The following is a 15,365-nucleotide window of genomic DNA, read 5'->3' as shown; positions in this document are numbered from 1 at the left end:
CTCGATCTGCAGCCTGCAGGCGACCAGCCGGGTTAATCTTCCGGTCCGAGCGCGGGATCGAGATCGCGGGGGCGCGCGAAATGGCTGAGCATTGCCGGCCCTTTGCCAAGGCTGGGCCAGTCATCGATAGGTAAGTCGAGCACCGCAAACGCCGCGGTGGGGAACTTGGCCACGGCTTCGTCGAACAGGGCGTTCTCCGCCGCGGGCGGCACCAGCTCGAGCAAGACATCCTGCAGGCCCGGATTGTGCCCGGCGACCAGCACCGCATCCGCCTCGCTTGCCTGTTCGCGCACGATATCGAGGATAGCCGCCGCGCTGGCGAGATAGAGCCGGTCGTCGAAGTGCGGGGACAGGCCCAGCGCCGCCGCCTCGAGCGTGCGCTGCACCCGTTCGGCCGGGCTCGCCAGCAGCAGTCCCCATTTCACCGGATGCGCGCGGACATGGGCGCCCATCAGTGCCGCTCCCTTGCGACCGCGTGCGTTGAGGCCGCGATCGAAATCGCGCTTGTCCGCATCGCTCCAGTCGGATTTGGCGTGGCGCAGCAGGCCCAGCGTCTTCACCGCTCGATCATCCTCTCCGGCGCGCTGTCGGCACCTGTCGGCTGTGCGCAAACACCAGCGGCGACCCGTTGTAAAGCTTCCGCAAGCGGCAGGCGCAAGATCGCGGTGCCGGTGGGAAAGGCGCTGAGCAGGCGGCTCGGGAAAGCGGGCGAGAGCACCACGAAATGCCCGCAATCCTCCTTGCTTCGGATCAACCGGCCAAAGGCCTGGGCGAGCCGCGCGCGAATGATCCGGTCGTCATGCGCCGAGCCGCCATTCGCCGCGCGGCGGGCGCGATGGAGGATCGATGGCTTGGGCCAGGGGATCTGCTCCATTATCACGCAGCGCAGCGACCGACCGGGGACATCGACCCCGTCGCGCAGCGCGTCGGTGCCGAGCAGACTGGCGCGCGGATCGTCGCGGAAAATGTCGACCAGGGTGCCGGTGTCGATCGGATCGACGTGCTGCGCGTAGAGCGGCAGGCCGGCGCGCGCCAGCCGGTCGGCGATGCGGCCATGCACCGCGCGCAGCCGGCGGATGGCGGTGAACAGGCCGAGCACCCCTCCATCGGCCGCCTCGATCAACCGGCCATAGGCACCTGCGAGCGCGGCGAGATCGCCCTTGGCAATGTCGGTGACGATAAGCACTTCGGCGCGGGCGGCGTAATCGAACGGGCTGTCGGCCGCGACAGTTTGCGGCACGGCGCCCAGATGCAGCGCGCCGCTGCGCGCGATCGCGCCGTCCCAATCGGGCCCGGCGGCGGTCCGGTCGCACAGCGTCGCGCTGGTCAGCATCACCCCATGCGCGGGTTCGAGCACCACGCGGGCGAACGGCTTCATTGGGTCAAGCCAGCGGCGATGGATGCCGACATCGAATTCGCGCGCATCGTTGCGATCGACGGCCAGCCAGTCGACAAACTCGGCGTCGGGCAGATGGTCGCCGTCGCAGCCGCCCAGCCGCTCCAGCAAGGCCTCCCAGGCAAGCAGGAGATCGATCCGCCAGGTCAGCGAATGGCGCGCGCCATCGACCCGCGCGCGGCCCTGCGCGTCGAGCCAGTCGGGCGCATCTTCGAGGATCGCGGCGAGCCGCGCGCCGAGCTTCATCAGCGGACGGCGGATCGCGGCCAGCGCCTCTTGCGCATCGCCCGCGCGCTGGATGAACGGGCCGGTGAGGTGCGCGGCCTCGGTCTCGATCCCGTAACCGGCCTCCTGCCCGCCGCTCTCATCGCGCGCATAGGTCAGCCGGCGGACCTCGGCGAACAGTGTTTCGAGCGGGCCAAAGGGCTCGCCATCGGCCAGCCGTGCCAGCCAGCCATCGGCGGGCAGCGCCTGCGCGGCGGCAATCGCCTGCTCGATCGCGGCGCCGCCCGCTTCGTCATAGCTGGCAATGTCGGCCAGCCGCGCGGCCAGCCCCCTCCGCCGCCCGCGCGAGCCCTTTTCCGGCCCCAGCAGCCAGCGGCGCAATTCGATCGTTTCCTGCCCGGTCAGCTCGGCCGCAAAGGTGCTGTCGGCGGCATCGAACACATGATGGCCTTCGTCGAACACAATCCGCGTCGGCCGGTTCGCCGGGTCGCGCGCGCGCGCCGCGTTGACCATCACCAGCGCATGATTGGCGATCACCAGATCGGCCTGGGCGCTCGCCCGGCTGGCGCGTTCGATGAAGCATTTGCGGTAATGCGGGCATCCCGCATAGACGCATTCGCCGCGCTGGTCGGTCAATGCGCGGATCCCGCGCTGGCGGAACAAGGTGCCCAGCCAGCCCGGCAGGTCGCCGCCGATCATGTCGCCGTCCTGGCTGTAGGCGGCCCACCGCGCCACCAGCTGCGCCAGCACCGCTGCCCGGCCGGCAAAGCCGCCCTGCAACGCATCTTCGAGATTGAGCAGGCAGAGGTAATTCTCGCGCCCCTTGCGCACCACCACCGGCTCGCTGCCATCGGGCCGGGTTGCGGGCCAGGCCCGGCGGCTTTCCGCGCGCAACTGGCGCTGGAGGTTCTTGGTATAGGTCGACACCCAGACGGTGCCCTGCGCTGCCTCGGCCCACAGCGAGGCGGGGGCGAGATAGCCCAGGGTTTTGCCAATCCCGGTGCCGGCCTGCGCCAGCAGCAGATGCGGCGCGCCCCGGCTGGCGCGGGGAGCAAACACCGCGCCGGCAGTGGCGGCATAATGGCGCTGGCCCTCGCGGCGCTCGGCCCCTTCGCCGGTCAGCCGGGCGAGGCGCGCGGCGATGGCCTGTTCTTCGATCAGCACCTGCCCGGGCTGCGGCCGTTCCGGCGCCTCTTCCCATTCGGGCAGGCGCGCGAACAGCCAGCGTTCGGCCGTTGCCGGGCGGCGGACATGGGGGCCAAGCACCTGCGCCCAGGGCCAGCGCAGGCGGGCGAGCGATTGCAGCGAGGACCAGGCGCCTTCGCTCTCGGCCCAGTCATCCCCCGCGCAGGTCGCCAGCAATGCACCCGCCGCCTGTTGCAACAATGCGGGCACGGCATCGTCGCTCGCCGGTTCGGCCAGCCCGAGGGCATGGGCCAGCCCCTTGGGCGTGGGCACGCAGAACTTCGCCGGGTGAACGAAGGCGAACAGCTCGAGCAGATCGAGCCCCGAGAGGTCGGGATAGCCCAGCCGGTTGGCGACCAACGGCGCGTTGAGCAACAACAGCGGCGTATCAGCCGCCGCCATGATCGCCTCGCCCTTGGAACAGCCGCGCGTCTCGCCTGCGGCGTCGCGCAGCCAGGTGCCGGCATGGCTGGCGTGCAGGGCGGGGAGGCGGGCAGGCTCGGCAGCGACCATCAGGCCAGTCTAGCGGTCAGACAAACGCCACGATAGCCGCGCAGGTGGCGATCCCCACGACGATGTTCATCGGCACCCCGATCTTGAGGAAATCGACGAATTTGTAATTCGCCGCGCCATAGACCAGCGTGTTGGTCTGATAGCCGACTGGAGTGGCGAAGCTGGCGCTGGCGGCGAACATCACCGCCATCACCAGCTGGCGTTCGTGCAGCGGCACCGCCTCGGCAATACCGAGTACGATCGGTGTCATGATCACCGCCACGGCATTGTTGGTGACCGTTTCGGTCAGCAGGCTGGTGACCGTATAGACCGCGATCAGCAGCAGCAGCGGCGAGGATGCGGTCAGCAGCGGGCGCAGCCATTCGACCAGCAGATCGACCGTGCCGGCATTTTGCAGGCCAATGCCGAAGGCCAGCATCCCGAAGATCAGCACCAGCGTGTTGCCGTCGATTGATCGCCAGGCATCTTCGGGGTCCATCGCCCGCGTGACCAGCACCACGGCCACCCCGGCGATCGCCAGCGCCTCAATCGGAAAGCCGAACAGCGCCGCGCCGATCACCACCATCGCCAGCGTGGCAATGGCGATCGGCGCCTTCAATCGGCGGAACGGGCGGACCGGTGTTTCCGACACATCATTAAGGCCGATATTGGCAAGCAGCGCAGTAACCGCCTCCGATCCGGCTGCGATCAGCAGTCGGTCACCTGCGCGCACGCGGACATTGGCGAGATCAGGCCCGGCCACATGGCGCGGGCGGGACAGGCCCAGCACCCGGACCTTGAGCTTCGACAGCAGCGGAATATCGGCCAGCCGCCGTCCGACAATCGGGTGCGTCGCCGCGACCACCGCTTCGACCATCTTGAGGTCGCTTGGCCGGTCTGGCCCGGCGGTCGCCACCCCGCCGCCGACACCGGTCAGCCCGACGCGGAATTCGCGCGCTTCGGCGAGCGAGGTCAGCTCGACCGGGCTTGCCGCCACCACCATCTGGTCACCTGCGCGCAGCACCTCCTCATCAAGATTGCGGCGGACGATCTCGCCCCCGCGCCTGATGCCGACCAATTTCACCCCAGCCCGCCGAAACAGCCGCAGCTGTCCGGCCGCGGTGCCGATGAAGGCGCGGCCCGCCTCAGCCGGTTGCAAAGTTGACAAATAGAGGTCGCTTTCGCCGCTTTCGTCGAGCGCATGGGCGGCGCGGTCGGGCAGGAGGAACTTGCCGACCAGCGCCATCATCGTCACGCCCGCGGCGGCGGCAACCAGACCTACCGGGGTGATTTCGAACACCCCGAACGGTTCTTCGCCCAGGCTTCGTGCAACGCCGTCAACCAGGAGGTTGGTCGATGTGCCGATCAGCGTCAGCGTGCCGCCCAGGATCGAGATATAGGACAGCGGGATCAGCAGCCGCGTCGGGGCGATCTTGAGCACCCGGGCCAGGCGTTTGACGATCGGGATCATCACGATCACCACCGGCGTATTGTTCATGAAGGCCGACGCGAACATCGAACCGGCGCCGATTTCCGCTGTCGCCAGGAGCGGTTTGCGCAAGGTTCGTTGGATTACCCAGCCTGAGACCGCCTCCAGCGTGCCGGTGCGCAGCAATGCGCCCGACAGCACGAACATAGCCGCGATGGTGATCGGCGCCGGGTTGGAAAACACCGACAGCATCTCGGATGACGAGAGATAGCCGAGCGCCATCATCGCCACCCCGCCGCCGACAGCGATCACCGATGGCGGCTGGCGTTCGCGGGCAAAGGCAACCAGCAGCGCCGCCAGCATGACCAGCCCGATGATGGCGCTGTGCTGTGCGACAAAGGCTTGGAGGGGTGCGAGCATCTATGCGCCACTAGCCGGTTGGCAGGCCGCGCGGAACGGGAAATCGGCTGCGGACGGGCGGTCTTGCGCGGGCCGGGCAAACCGGCGAAGGACGCGGCCATGACCGAATTCGATCCCGCCCTGCTGGCCGCCGCCCAGACATCGAAGGCTTGGCCGTTCGAGGAAGCAAAGAAGCTCCTGAAGCGCTATCCCGACGGCAAGCCCGGCGGCGCGCCGGTGCTGTTCGAAACCGGTTATGGCCCCAGCGGCCTGCCGCATATCGGCACCTTTCAGGAGGTGCTGCGCACCACGCTGGTCCGCCGGGCTTACGAGGTGCTGACAGGCGGCGCGCCGACCCGGCTGTTGGCGTTCAGCGATGATATGGACGGGCTGCGCAAGGTGCCCGACAATGTGCCCAGCCGGGATCGGCTGGAGCCGCATCTGGGCCAGCCGCTGAGCCGCATACCTGATCCGTTCGACGCCGGGTTTGAGAGTTTCGCTGCGCACAACAACGCCATGCTGCGCCGCTTCCTCGACCGGTTCGGGTTCGAATATGAATTCGTCTCGGCCAGCGAACGATATAATTCAGGCGCGTTCGATGCCGCGCTGGTCGGCGTGCTGACGCAGTATCAGGCGATCCTCGATATCATGCTGCCGACGCTGCGCGCCGAACGCGCGGCAACCTATTCGCCGGTGCTGCCGATCTCGCCCGCGACAGGCCGGGTGCTGCAGGTGCCGGTGGAGGTGGTTGACGCCGCCGCCGGTCTGATCCGCTTCACCGACGAGGATGGCCAGGTGGTCGAACAGTCCGCGCTGGGCGGGCAGGCCAAGCTGCAATGGAAAGTCGATTGGGCGATGCGCTGGGTCGCGCTGGGCGTCGATTACGAGATGTACGGCAAGGATCTGACCGACAGCGGCATCCAGTCGGGCAGGATCGCGCAGGTGCTGGGCGGCCGCAAGCCCGATGGGCTGATCTACGAATTGTTCCTCGATGAAAATGGCGAGAAGATTTCCAAGTCGAGGGGTAATGGCCTGACCATCGACCAGTGGCTCGCCTATGGCAGCGAGGAGAGCCTCGGGTTCTATCTGTTCCGCGAACCCAAGAGCGCCAAGAGCCTCCATGTCGGGGTGATCCCCCGCGCGGTCGATGAATATTGGCAGTTCCGCGAAAAGCTCGCCGACCAGCCGGTCGAACAGCAATTGGGCAATCCGGTGTGGCATCTGCTCGGCGCGACCGACCCTGCCCGTGGCGGGGCGGGCGACAGCCTGCCGGTGACCTATGGGCTGTTGCTCAATCTGGTCGGCGTCCTCGGCGCGGGGGCCACGCGCGACCAGGTCTGGTCGTATCTGGGCAATTACATCGCTGATCCCGATCCCGCGCGGCACCCTGCGCTCGACGTGCTGGTCGAACGGGCGCTCGCCTATAATCGCGATTACGTGGCCCCGACACTGGTCCGCCGCGCACCCGCGCCCGGCGAGGCTGCGGCGCTGCGGGCGCTCGACGCGGAGCTTGCCGCATTGCCCGAGGATACGCCCGCCGATGCGCTGCAAACGCTGGTTTACGAGATCGGCAAGCACGAGGAGTTCGGCTTTGCCGCGCTGCGCGACTGGTTCAAGGCGCTCTATGAAACGCTGCTCGGCTCCTCGCAGGGGCCGCGCATGGGCAGCTTCATCGCGCTTTATGGGATCGCCAACACAAGGCGGCTCATTGCTGAGGCGCTGGACGGCGCTGGCTGACGCTCAGGCACCGCCCCAGCGGCGCGTGCGATACCAGCGGGTGATGACGTATTTCACCCCGCGCTCGACCGGCGTTCCGGCGTGGAGCGTGTTCTCGTTCGGGGTGCCGTCGGGCAGCGCGTTGTTCCACACCAGCAGCACGCCGGGCTTTGGCTCGATGGTTATGCCGACTTCGGTAAAATGGGTCGCGCCGCCCGCCTCGACCGGGTTAAGGAACGCCATCGCGGTCCAGCTCCGCTGCCCGCCCTGCTTGCGTTCTTTCAGCCAGTAATCCTCGGTCGTATAGAACCAGTCATTATGGGCGCGGAATTCCTGTCCCGACAGGTAACGCTGCCCCTGAACCGCCTCGCCCGTTTCGCCCGGCAGGCCGAGAAAGTCGTCGATCCGCCGCGCGATGCCCTTCACGAACGGATCGTCGCGGTCGACATTGCCGGAATAGGATGTGCGAAACTGGGCGGCGTAGGCCTGGTCGTAGAGCTCGCTTGGCTGCGCGACGGCGTCGATCATGGTGATGAGCCGCGTGCATTCGGCAGAGGTCAGAAAGCCCCCGATGGCATAGATTTCCGCCTTGTCGGTTGGCACTTTGTACGCTTGCGGATCGGCTTCAAGCCGGCGGCGGACTGTCTCGCCCACCCGGCGCAGCGCGTCCTGATCGGGCACGGTGCTGGTCTTGCTCATGAGACGGCGTGATAACCGCAAGCTGCCTTTGCGCAAGGGGAGCCCGCTTGCTATCCCGTCCGCGAAACCACGCGGGAGGCTTATATGGAACGCATCGACCACGGTCTGGGCACCCAAGGCAAGCGGCGCTATTCTCTAGGCGCGATGCTGTTCCACTGGTTGACCGCAATCGCGGTCATCTGGAACTGGCGCCTGGCGGAAAGTACTGAAAATGCCTCGCGCGAACAGGCAATGGCGCTCATGGCCGATCACAAGGCGCTGGGCATCACGATCCTTGTCCTTACGATCGGGCGCCTGCTCTGGCGGCTTCGCCACCCGTGGCCGCCGCTACCGGCCAACTATGCCGCCTGGGAAAAAGCTCTGGCGCGGTTTACGCACGTCCTTTTCTATGTGCTTTTGATCGCGCTTCCGCTCGGGGGCTGGCTGGCAACGTCCTTGGCCGGGCAGCCGGTGGATTTCTTCGGCCTGTTCACCATCCCGAATTTCCCGGTGAGCATAAACAAAAACCTCGCAGGATCGATTTTCGAGATCCACGCGACAGCTGGGAAAGCGATGCTGTTGCTGGTCGTCCTTCACGTGGTTGGCGCGCTTAAGCATACCTTCCTCGACCGCGATGGGGGCCTGTTCCGGATGCTGCCGTTCGGCAGGGTCTGAACCGACAGAGCCCCCGTCAGCCCAGGCGGGCCGGCGGGGGCTCTCCTTGCTGCCGGGCCACTCAACCCCGGCAGAAACTCACCAGAAGAAATCGTGGATCACGTCGACCACGCGGCCGCTGTAAATGTCGACCAACAGCACGTCGTCGTAATACCGCACCCAGCGATAGGGCCCGTAAACCTCGGGCAGGCGATAGCGCCACGGATCGTTGATCCAATAACGATTGCCGTAATAGGCCGAACCGAGAGTGAAGCCGAGCCCGATGCGGCTGTAGCGGTACGAGCCGAAGGGAGCGTAATAGCGGCCGATCGAGAAGATCGAACGGTTCGACCGGCGATAGTCGTACCAGTTATAGCGATTGTCGCGCCGCCAGCCATAACGGTCCCACGGGTCGTAACGCCCGTAGCGGTCGCCATAGCGGCCGTCATAGCGGTTATCATCACGGTTATCGCGCCACCGTCCGTCGCGATCCCGGTAGCGGCCATCACTGCTCCAGGTGGTGCCACCATTGCGCCAGTCGCGCCCCTGATCTGTCCAGTGCGTGCCATCGCGGTCACGGTCGCGCCGGCCCGTGGTCGGATCGTTGCGATCGACGCCGCCCTGGCGCAGGCGACGGTCGATTTCCTCCTGCTGGCGGCGGACGCCGTCGTCGCCGGGGCGCCAGCCATCCGGGCGGCGGGCATTGCCGCGGTTCCAGTCGCGCCCGGCGCGCTGATCGGCGACCGGCGAGCGGTTGTCGCTACGATTCCACGATGGTCCACCGCGAGCCTGCGAGACGGGGGCAGGGCGGGCCGACACGTCCTGCACTGGCTGCGGGCCGCGCATTTCGCGCTGCTGGACCCGGTCGGGCATGGATGGCCGAGCCGGCCGCGCGGCGCCGCGCCGGTCGCTCTGCGCGCGTGAATAAGACGGCTCGGCGTCATGCGATGCCTCGCTCGCATCCTGCGCCTGGGCGGGCAGGGCGAGCAGCAGGGAAGCGCCGAGCACCCCGGCGCTGGCGGTGCGGAACAGATGGGTCAAACGCATGGCGAATACTCCAGATGCCGCCCCACCAAGCGCGGCATGACCTTTGATTCGCTATCGCTACGCCGCCCCGGCTGTCGCACGCGTGAACCGGCCGGCCGCAGAGAGCGGCCGGCCAATTCACGCTCTGATCAGCGTGTCAGCTTCTTGTAAGCGAGCCGAGTCGGGCGGTCGGCGGCATCACCTAGGCGCCGGCGCTTGTCTTCCTCATAGGCTTCGAAATTGCCTTCGAACCATTCGACGTGGCTGTCGCCTTCGAACGCGAGGATGTGGGTCGCCAGCCGGTCGAGGAAGAAGCGGTCGTGGCTGATCACCACCGCGCAGCCGGCGAAATTCTCGATCGCTTCTTCCAGCGCGCCGAGCGTTTCGACGTCGAGATCGTTGGTCGGTTCGTCCAGCAGCAGGACGTTGCCGCCCTCTTTCAGCATCTTGGCCATGTGCACGCGGTTGCGTTCACCGCCCGACAGCTTGCCGACATTCTTCTGCTGGTCCGCGCCCTTGAAGTTGAACGCACCGACATAGGCGCGGGTGCTCATGTCGTGACCGTTGACCTTCATGTAATCGAGCCCGTCGGAGATTTCCTCCCACACGTTCTTCTTCGCATCGAGGTGGTCGCGGCTCTGATCGACATAGCCGAGATGGACGGTCTGCCCGATCTCGACGGTGCCGCTGTCAGGCGTTTCCTTGCCGGTCAGGATGCGGAACAGCGTCGATTTGCCCGCGCCGTTGGGACCGATCACGCCGACGATGCCGCCCGGCGGCAGCATGAACGACAGGTCTTCGAACAGCAGCTTGTCGCCATAGGCCTTCGAGATGTTGTTGACCTCGATGACCTTGCCGCCGAGCCGTTCGGGCACTTGGATGACGATCTGCGCCTTGCCCGGCTTGCGGTCGCCCTGCGCTTCCTGCAATTCCTCGAACTTGCGGATACGCGCCTTGGACTTGGTCTGGCGTGCGGCCGGCGTCTGCCGGATCCACTCGAGCTCGCGTTGCAGCGCCTTTTGCTTGCCGCTTTCCTCGCGGCTTTCCTGTTCCAGCCGCTTGGCCTTCTTCTCGAGATAGGTCGAGTAATTGCCCTCATAGGGATAGTAGCTGCCGCGATCGAGTTCGAGGATCCAGCCGACCACATTGTCGAGGAAATAGCGGTCGTGGGTGATCATCAGCACCGCGCCGGCATATTCCTTGAGATGGTTTTCGAGCCACTGGACGCTTTCGGCGTCAAGGTGGTTGGTCGGTTCGTCCAGCAGCAGGATACCGGGCTTCTGGATCAGCAGCCGGGTCAGCGCGACGCGGCGCTTTTCACCGCCCGACAGGTCGGTGACGGGCCAGTCGCCCGGAGGGCAGCGCAGCGCTTCCATCGCAATTTCAAGCTGGTTGTCGAGCGTCCAGCCATCGACCGCGTCGATCTTTTCCTGGAGCGTGCCCATCTCCTCCATCAGCGCGTCGAAATCGGTGTCGTCCTTAGGGTCGCCCATTTCCGCGCTGATCGCGTTGAACCGGTCAACCATGTCGGCCACTTCGCGCGCGCCGTCCTTGACGTTTTCCAGCACCGTCTTGGTGGGGTCGAGTTCGGGTTCCTGCGGCAGGTAGCCGACCGTGATGTTCTCGCCCGGCCAGGCTTCGCCGGTGAAATCGGTGTCGATCCCGGCCATGATCTTCATCAGCGTCGATTTACCGGCACCGTTGGGGCCGACGATGCCGATCTTGGCGCCCTGATAGAATTGCAGGTTGATGTTCGACAGCACCGGCTTTTGCGCGCCGGGGAAGGTCTTGGTCATGTTTTTCATGACGAATGCGTACTGGGCGGCCATGGTCGTCCTTCAAGGGATACAGGGTGTGTCAGGATTGGCGCGGCAAATAGGCGCTGGCGCCCGCCGGGGCAAGCCGGCTGGTAGCACAGGTCCGCTCGGACGGCGACAGGCCGCCGGCGCTGGTCAGCCGGGGGCGGACCCCGGCGTCAGGAACCACAATCCGTCGGCGATCTCGCCCGGTTGGCAGATCATGCCGAGGCTGCGATCATCCTGAAGCAATTCGGCGCTGGCGTGTTCGATACACATCCCGGCCTGTTGCAGCGCCATGGCCGGATTGTCCGCCTCGAACCGGATTTCGCGCGGTTCGCGCCCATGGCCCCCGGCAATCTTCACCGTGTATTGCGGCATTGGTCCCTCCTGGCGACTCGGCCCCGATGAGACGATGCTGCCAGTCTAGCGCGACTCCTCGGTTACGGCAAATAGAGGGTTGAATTTCAAGATTATCACTCGGGTTCCCTGGGTGAACAGCTTGCCCAGTTTGCCTATCCGGCAACCGGTGCTTGGCAACGGGCGAGACGCACGATACCAGCACCGCCGTGAAAACCTTGCCCTTTGCGCTAGTCGCACTCGCCGCACTGCCCGCCCCGCTCGCTGCGCGCACGCCGCCGGCGCCGCCCCCGACTGTCGAGCAGCGCGCCGATTCTGCGTTGAAAAACGACCGGCTGGCGTGGGGTTTCGTCGAGGGGATCACCACCGAGGTCGGCCCCCGCCAGGCCGGGACCGAGGCTGAGGCTCGCGGCCGCCAATGGGCAATGGCCTGGCTGCGGGCGCAGGGTTTTGCCAACGTCGCGGACGAGCCGTTCCAGATGGACACGTGGGTTCCCGGCACCATCCACCGTGCAGAGGTCGTCAGCCCGTTTGCCCAGCCGCTGGTGATCCAGCCGCTTGGTGATAGCGCGGCAACGCCCGCCGGCGGCCTCACGGCGCAGGTGGTGATGTTTCGCACGGTGGACGAATTGCGCGCCGCGCCGGCCGGCAGCCTTGCGGGCAAGATCGCCTATATCAGCCACGCGATGACGCCGACACAGGACGGCTCGCATTACGGGTTTGCGGGGCCCGCGCGCTGGGTCGGCGCGGGCATCGCCGCCAGCAAGGGGGCATTGGCGACGGTGATCAAGTCGATCGGCACGGACTGGCACCGCAATCCGCATACAGGGGGCACCAGTTTTCCCGCCGGCGTCGCGCCGACCCCGGCGGGCGCCCTGTCATTGCCCGATGCCGCCAATCTCGAGCGGATGTTCGCCCGGGCCGGCGGACGGCCGATCACATTACGGCTGGAGATGAACCCGCAAAGGTTGGGGCAGACCACCAGCGGCAATGTCGTGGGCGAGATTGTCGGGCGTGATCCGTCTCTTCCGCCGGTGCTGGTGGCCTGCCACATCGACAGCTGGTGGAACGGCACCGGCGCGTTCGATGATGCGGCAGGGTGCGGCATCGTCGCCGCCGCTGCCCGCCACGCCACCGCCGGGGCGCAGCCGCTGCGGACCGTGCGGGTGCTGATGGCCGGCGCGGAAGAGGTGGGGCTCCACGGTTCGGTCGCCTATTCCGCCGCGCATCGCGATCAGCCGATCGCGGTTGGCCTCGAAAGCGATTTCGGGGCGGACCGAATTTACCGCTTCAACAGCAATTTCCGCGCCGCCAACCGCGCGTTGCACGACCGGATCGCCGCTGCGCTGGTCCTGTTCGGCGTGTCGACCTCGGACGAGGTCGCTACCGGCGGGGCCGACATCAACATCGCCCGCGACCAGCGCACCGCGATCATCGACTTACAGCAGGACGGCACCCGCTATTTCGACTTGCACCACACGCCTGACGATACACTCGACAAGATCGACCCGGCGCAATTGCGGCAGAATGTCGCGATATGGACCACGGTGATCGGCATTCTCGCCAATGAGCGCGAGACGATCTTGCCGGCGGGTCAAGCGCCCGGAAGCGGCGGTTCGCGGTAGAATTCGACCTGCATCCGCATCGGCCCATCGGTCTCGACGTGATGGGGCGCAGCCGGCGGGATGGGGCAGGGATTGGCGGCCGTCACTGGAACGCGCCGCTCGGGCATGTCGTGGAATACAAGTGTCACGGCGCCGTCAAGCACACGCAGGAGGCCCCACACGCCTTCCTTTGTGGCGTGTGTGCTGCGGATAGCGGCGGGCAGGGTGTTGTGGTCGAACACCGGGGTGGTTTTGTAAGGCGCGGGTCCCGGCATCACAACGGAACCTTGCGCCCGGGCCGGTAGAACAGGGCCAGTTGCAGACTCTCACCGATCAGGTCCGCCTTGCCCTGCATCGCTTGTGCGGCCGCGGGGGACAGCATGGCATCGGTCACCTCGTGCCACAGCGCTAGCCAGCGAGCGAACATTTCGGGTCGAATAGCCTCGCGGTGGCGCAGATGCGCCTGCATCGGGCTGCCCTTGTAGCGCCCACTGGTCAGCATGACCGACGACCAGAACGCCGTCAGCCGTTCAAGATGGTGAGGCCAGTCGTCGATCGCTTCATTGAACAGCGGCCCAATCAGAGGGTCCTCGCGTACGCGGCCGTAAAAGGCGGGAATTAACCGGGCCAGTTCCTCTTCGCTGGGCAACTCCGCGGTCATTATCCCTTGCCTGCGATCTTGCGCAGGCCCAGGTTCAACGCCCGCCCGGCCCCGTTCAGGTTTCGCAGCCCAGCTCCGACGACGAGCCGCTGCCACCCGCTACCCTGATGGTCCGGATGGACGAATAACACATCCTTATTATTTGGCGTCCCGCGCATCGTCCAGAAGCCTAGCTCGCGCATCCGGTCTTTGACCTGCTCGGTCCCATCGCGCAGCTCCGGATACCAGAAGTCGTGAAACTCGACGGTGAATTGTCGAGCCGACAGCAAGGTTTCGTTGTCCGCTTTGAGAAAGAGATCAATTTCCGCCCCCTCGATATCGACTTTCACTAGATCGACTGTTCGACCCTTCAGTAACCTGGGTAGCGAATATGTTGGGACCGTGATTTTCTCAGTCCGGCCGCGTCACTCAACTCGCTGCCGACAACATCCAAGCCCATAATCGAACCGGTTAGTTCTTTTCCGTCGCCATGAATGAACTCGACCGAACCGTCTTCGCCGGCAGCTGCGGCCTCGATCACTTCGACACCGGCACTTCGCAGATGCTGGGCCAGGGCTGGGGTCGGCTCGATGGCGACGGCATGCCAGCCATAGCGGTTCATCACGCCCAGGGGGAATTCGCCGCGATTGCCACCCAAGTCGAGCACGGTGCTGTCCGCTCGTACCAGAGCGGGCAAGAAGCTGTGCTGACTGATACGCTCCAATCGCTTCATGTTCAGCCTCTCGACGGCTGGCTGGGGTGGCAGGATTCGAACCTGCGCATGCCGGTACCAAAAACCGGTGCCTTACCGCTTGGCTACACCCCAGCAGGCGGCGCCCCTATAGCGCGGTAGGCGCGCAAGGGAAGGGGCGTCAGACATCCTTGCCGGCAAAATCAGCCGGGGAATGGCGCTCGCGCAGCTGCTTTTCCGGGGGCCCGGTGACACGGCCGACCAGCCGGCCCCGTCGCACGGCAGGGCGATCTGCGATCTCGCGGACCCAGCGGTCGACCGCGTGGTAATCCTGGATCGAAAGGAATTCGCGAGCATCGCCATAGGCGGTGCCGAACACGAAGGCGGACAGCCACGGATATGATGCGATATCGGCAATCGTGTATTCGTCGCCGGCGAGATAGCGGCTTTCCTGTAGCCGCCGGTCGGCAACATCGAACAGCCGCTTCACTTCCATCGCATAGCGGTTGATCGGATATTCAAGTTTCTCGGGCGCGTAGTGGTAGAAATGTCCGAAACCGCCACCCATGAACGGCCCCGCACCGACTTGCCAGAACAGCCAACTCAGAACCTCGGCCCGCGCAGCCGCGCGGCCGCCGAATGCGCCAAAGCTGTCGGAAAGGTGCAGCAGGATCGCACCGCTTTCGAATACCCGCACCGGCTGTGGACCGCGCAAGTCCAGCAGCGCGGGGATCTTGCCGTTGGGATTGACCGCGATGAAGCCGGTCGAGAACTGGTCGCCCTGACCGATCTCGATGGTCCAGCCGTCATATTCCGCCGCATGGCCCGCCTCCAGCAATTCTTCCAGCATGATCGACGCCTTCTGCCCGTTGGGCGTCGCCAGCGTGTATAGCTGCAACTGATGCTGGCCCCGCGGAAGCTCGGCCTCGATCCGCGGCGCCGCGGACGGTCGATTGATGCCAGCAAAGACCCCGCCACTGACAGTGTCGGGGCTCCACACGGCGGGCGGAACGTAGGGGTCGGACATGGCGCATCCTGTGCTTGGTTCAACTTTCAAGGGATGCGGCCAAAACA

15 protein-coding genes and 1 tRNA gene are annotated in these 15,365 nt (G+C 66.0%); 3 read left to right on the top strand and 13 right to left on the bottom strand.

Annotation, left to right across the window (positions count from 1 at the left end; all coding sequences use genetic code 11):
* Positions 1-32: 32 nt before the first annotated feature.
* From ILT46_RS00365 to ILT46_RS00355, 3 genes are read right to left on the bottom strand one after another with little or no spacing between them, the layout of a single operon-like run.
* Entirely contained in the window at positions 33-560 is a 528-nt protein-coding gene (locus ILT46_RS00365; RefSeq protein WP_199502653.1) for a SixA phosphatase family protein, read from the bottom strand.
* Positions 557-3,319, bottom strand: a complete 2,763-nt coding sequence (locus ILT46_RS00360; RefSeq protein WP_199502652.1) for an ATP-dependent DNA helicase — start codon at positions 3,317-3,319, stop codon at positions 557-559. Before ILT46_RS00360 ends, ILT46_RS00365 begins: the two co-directional genes overlap by 4 nt.
* Positions 3,320-3,335: 16 nt before the next feature.
* Positions 3,336-5,147, bottom strand: coding sequence for an SLC13 family permease (locus ILT46_RS00355; protein ID WP_199502651.1), 1,812 nt, complete (start codon positions 5,145-5,147; stop codon positions 3,336-3,338).
* Between the two features lie 99 nt (positions 5,148-5,246).
* Between ILT46_RS00355 and ILT46_RS00350 the strand changes: the two genes are divergently transcribed.
* Positions 5,247-6,863, top strand: coding sequence for a lysine--tRNA ligase (locus ILT46_RS00350; protein WP_199502650.1), 1,617 nt, complete (start codon positions 5,247-5,249; stop codon positions 6,861-6,863).
* A 3-nt stretch (positions 6,864-6,866) separates the two neighbouring features.
* On the opposite strand, the gene ILT46_RS00345 is transcribed toward ILT46_RS00350, so the two are convergent.
* On the bottom strand, positions 6,867-7,541 hold the full coding sequence (locus tag ILT46_RS00345; protein ID WP_199502649.1) for a prolyl hydroxylase family protein: 675 nt from the start codon (positions 7,539-7,541) through the stop codon (positions 6,867-6,869).
* An 84-nt stretch (positions 7,542-7,625) separates the two neighbouring features.
* Here ILT46_RS00345 and ILT46_RS00340 point away from each other — a divergent pair, with 84 nt between their 5' ends.
* Positions 7,626-8,195, top strand: a complete 570-nt coding sequence (locus ILT46_RS00340; protein ID WP_199502648.1) for a cytochrome b — start codon at positions 7,626-7,628, stop codon at positions 8,193-8,195.
* Between the two features lie 78 nt (positions 8,196-8,273).
* Here the strand turns inward: ILT46_RS00340 and ILT46_RS00335 are convergent, their stop codons facing one another.
* The 3 genes from ILT46_RS00335 to ILT46_RS00325 all read right to left on the bottom strand — a co-directional run bounded on the left by ILT46_RS00335 (position 8,274) and on the right by ILT46_RS00325 (position 11,377).
* Positions 8,274-9,221 carry an RcnB family protein gene (locus tag ILT46_RS00335; protein ID WP_199502647.1) on the bottom strand — a complete coding sequence of 316 codons (948 nt, stop codon included), beginning with the start codon at positions 9,219-9,221 and terminating at the stop codon, positions 8,274-8,276.
* A 128-nt stretch (positions 9,222-9,349) separates the two neighbouring features.
* A complete protein-coding gene (gene ettA, locus ILT46_RS00330; RefSeq protein WP_199502646.1) occupies positions 9,350-11,029 on the bottom strand; it encodes an energy-dependent translational throttle protein EttA in 1,680 nt (559 codons plus the stop codon).
* Positions 11,030-11,152: 123 nt separating this feature from the next.
* Positions 11,153-11,377: a hypothetical protein gene (locus ILT46_RS00325; protein WP_199502645.1), complete on the bottom strand. Its 225-nt coding sequence runs from the start codon at positions 11,375-11,377 to the stop codon at positions 11,153-11,155.
* Positions 11,378-11,565: 188 nt separating this feature from the next.
* On the opposite strand from ILT46_RS00325, the gene ILT46_RS00320 reads away from it, so the two are divergent.
* The gene (locus ILT46_RS00320; protein WP_199502644.1) at positions 11,566-12,981 is read left to right on the top strand and encodes a M28 family peptidase; all 1,416 of its coding nucleotides are present in this window, start codon (positions 11,566-11,568) and stop codon (positions 12,979-12,981) included.
* Here ILT46_RS00320 and ILT46_RS00315 read toward each other — a convergent pair.
* From ILT46_RS00315 to yghU, 6 genes are all read right to left on the bottom strand, one after another.
* Positions 12,951-13,235: a DUF1971 domain-containing protein gene (locus ILT46_RS00315; protein ID WP_199502643.1), complete on the bottom strand. Its 285-nt coding sequence runs from the start codon at positions 13,233-13,235 to the stop codon at positions 12,951-12,953. The two genes, ILT46_RS00320 and ILT46_RS00315, sit on opposite strands and share 31 nt — an antisense overlap.
* Complete coding sequence (locus tag ILT46_RS00310; protein WP_199502642.1) at positions 13,235-13,621, bottom strand: group III truncated hemoglobin; 387 nt, start codon at positions 13,619-13,621, stop codon at positions 13,235-13,237. Before ILT46_RS00310 ends, ILT46_RS00315 begins: the two co-directional genes overlap by 1 nt.
* Complete coding sequence (locus ILT46_RS00305) at positions 13,621-13,974, bottom strand: FkbM family methyltransferase (protein ID WP_233396907.1); 354 nt, start codon at positions 13,972-13,974, stop codon at positions 13,621-13,623. Before ILT46_RS00305 ends, ILT46_RS00310 begins: the two co-directional genes overlap by 1 nt.
* A complete protein-coding gene (locus tag ILT46_RS00300) occupies positions 13,971-14,333 on the bottom strand; it encodes a hypothetical protein (protein ID WP_199502641.1) in 363 nt (120 codons plus the stop codon). The genes ILT46_RS00305 and ILT46_RS00300 overlap by 4 nt, the downstream gene beginning before the upstream one ends.
* An 18-nt stretch (positions 14,334-14,351) precedes the next feature.
* Positions 14,352-14,426 (bottom strand) — tRNA-Gln (locus ILT46_RS00295).
* A 46-nt stretch (positions 14,427-14,472) separates the two neighbouring features.
* Positions 14,473-15,318: a glutathione-dependent disulfide-bond oxidoreductase gene (yghU, locus tag ILT46_RS00290; protein ID WP_199502640.1), complete on the bottom strand. Its 846-nt coding sequence runs from the start codon at positions 15,316-15,318 to the stop codon at positions 14,473-14,475.
* Positions 15,319-15,365: the final 47 nt, after the last annotated feature.

Origin of the sequence: Qipengyuania sp. YIM B01966 (assembly GCF_016461955.1) — a bacterium.
Taxonomy (GTDB): domain Bacteria; phylum Pseudomonadota; class Alphaproteobacteria; order Sphingomonadales; family Sphingomonadaceae; genus QFOP01.
The sequence above is the reverse complement of the archived record's forward strand: the minus strand, read 5'-3'. Positions and strand labels throughout refer to the sequence as shown.

Excerpts from the sequence above, each read along its gene's own strand:
- ILT46_RS00360 (WP_199502652.1), bottom strand. The coding sequence starts at position 3,319 with ATGGTCGCTGCCGAGCCTGCCCGCCTCCCCGCCCTGCACGCCAGCCAT.
- ILT46_RS00355 (WP_199502651.1), bottom strand. The coding sequence starts at position 5,147 with ATGCTCGCACCCCTCCAAGCCTTTGTCGCACAGCACAGCGCCATCATC.
- ILT46_RS00350 (WP_199502650.1), top strand. The coding sequence starts at position 5,247 with ATGACCGAATTCGATCCCGCCCTGCTGGCCGCCGCCCAGACATCGAAG.
- ILT46_RS00345 (WP_199502649.1), bottom strand. The coding sequence starts at position 7,541 with ATGAGCAAGACCAGCACCGTGCCCGATCAGGACGCGCTGCGCCGGGTG.
- ILT46_RS00340 (WP_199502648.1), top strand. The coding sequence starts at position 7,626 with ATGGAACGCATCGACCACGGTCTGGGCACCCAAGGCAAGCGGCGCTAT.
- ILT46_RS00335 (WP_199502647.1), bottom strand. The coding sequence starts at position 9,221 with ATGCGTTTGACCCATCTGTTCCGCACCGCCAGCGCCGGGGTGCTCGGC.
- ettA (WP_199502646.1), bottom strand. The coding sequence starts at position 11,029 with ATGGCCGCCCAGTACGCATTCGTCATGAAAAACATGACCAAGACCTTC.
- ILT46_RS00325 (WP_199502645.1), bottom strand. The coding sequence starts at position 11,377 with ATGCCGCAATACACGGTGAAGATTGCCGGGGGCCATGGGCGCGAACCG.
- ILT46_RS00315 (WP_199502643.1), bottom strand. The coding sequence starts at position 13,235 with ATGCCGGGACCCGCGCCTTACAAAACCACCCCGGTGTTCGACCACAAC.
- ILT46_RS00310 (WP_199502642.1), bottom strand. The coding sequence starts at position 13,621 with ATGACCGCGGAGTTGCCCAGCGAAGAGGAACTGGCCCGGTTAATTCCC.
- ILT46_RS00300 (WP_199502641.1), bottom strand. The coding sequence starts at position 14,333 with ATGAAGCGATTGGAGCGTATCAGTCAGCACAGCTTCTTGCCCGCTCTG.
- yghU (WP_199502640.1), bottom strand. The coding sequence starts at position 15,318 with ATGTCCGACCCCTACGTTCCGCCCGCCGTGTGGAGCCCCGACACTGTC.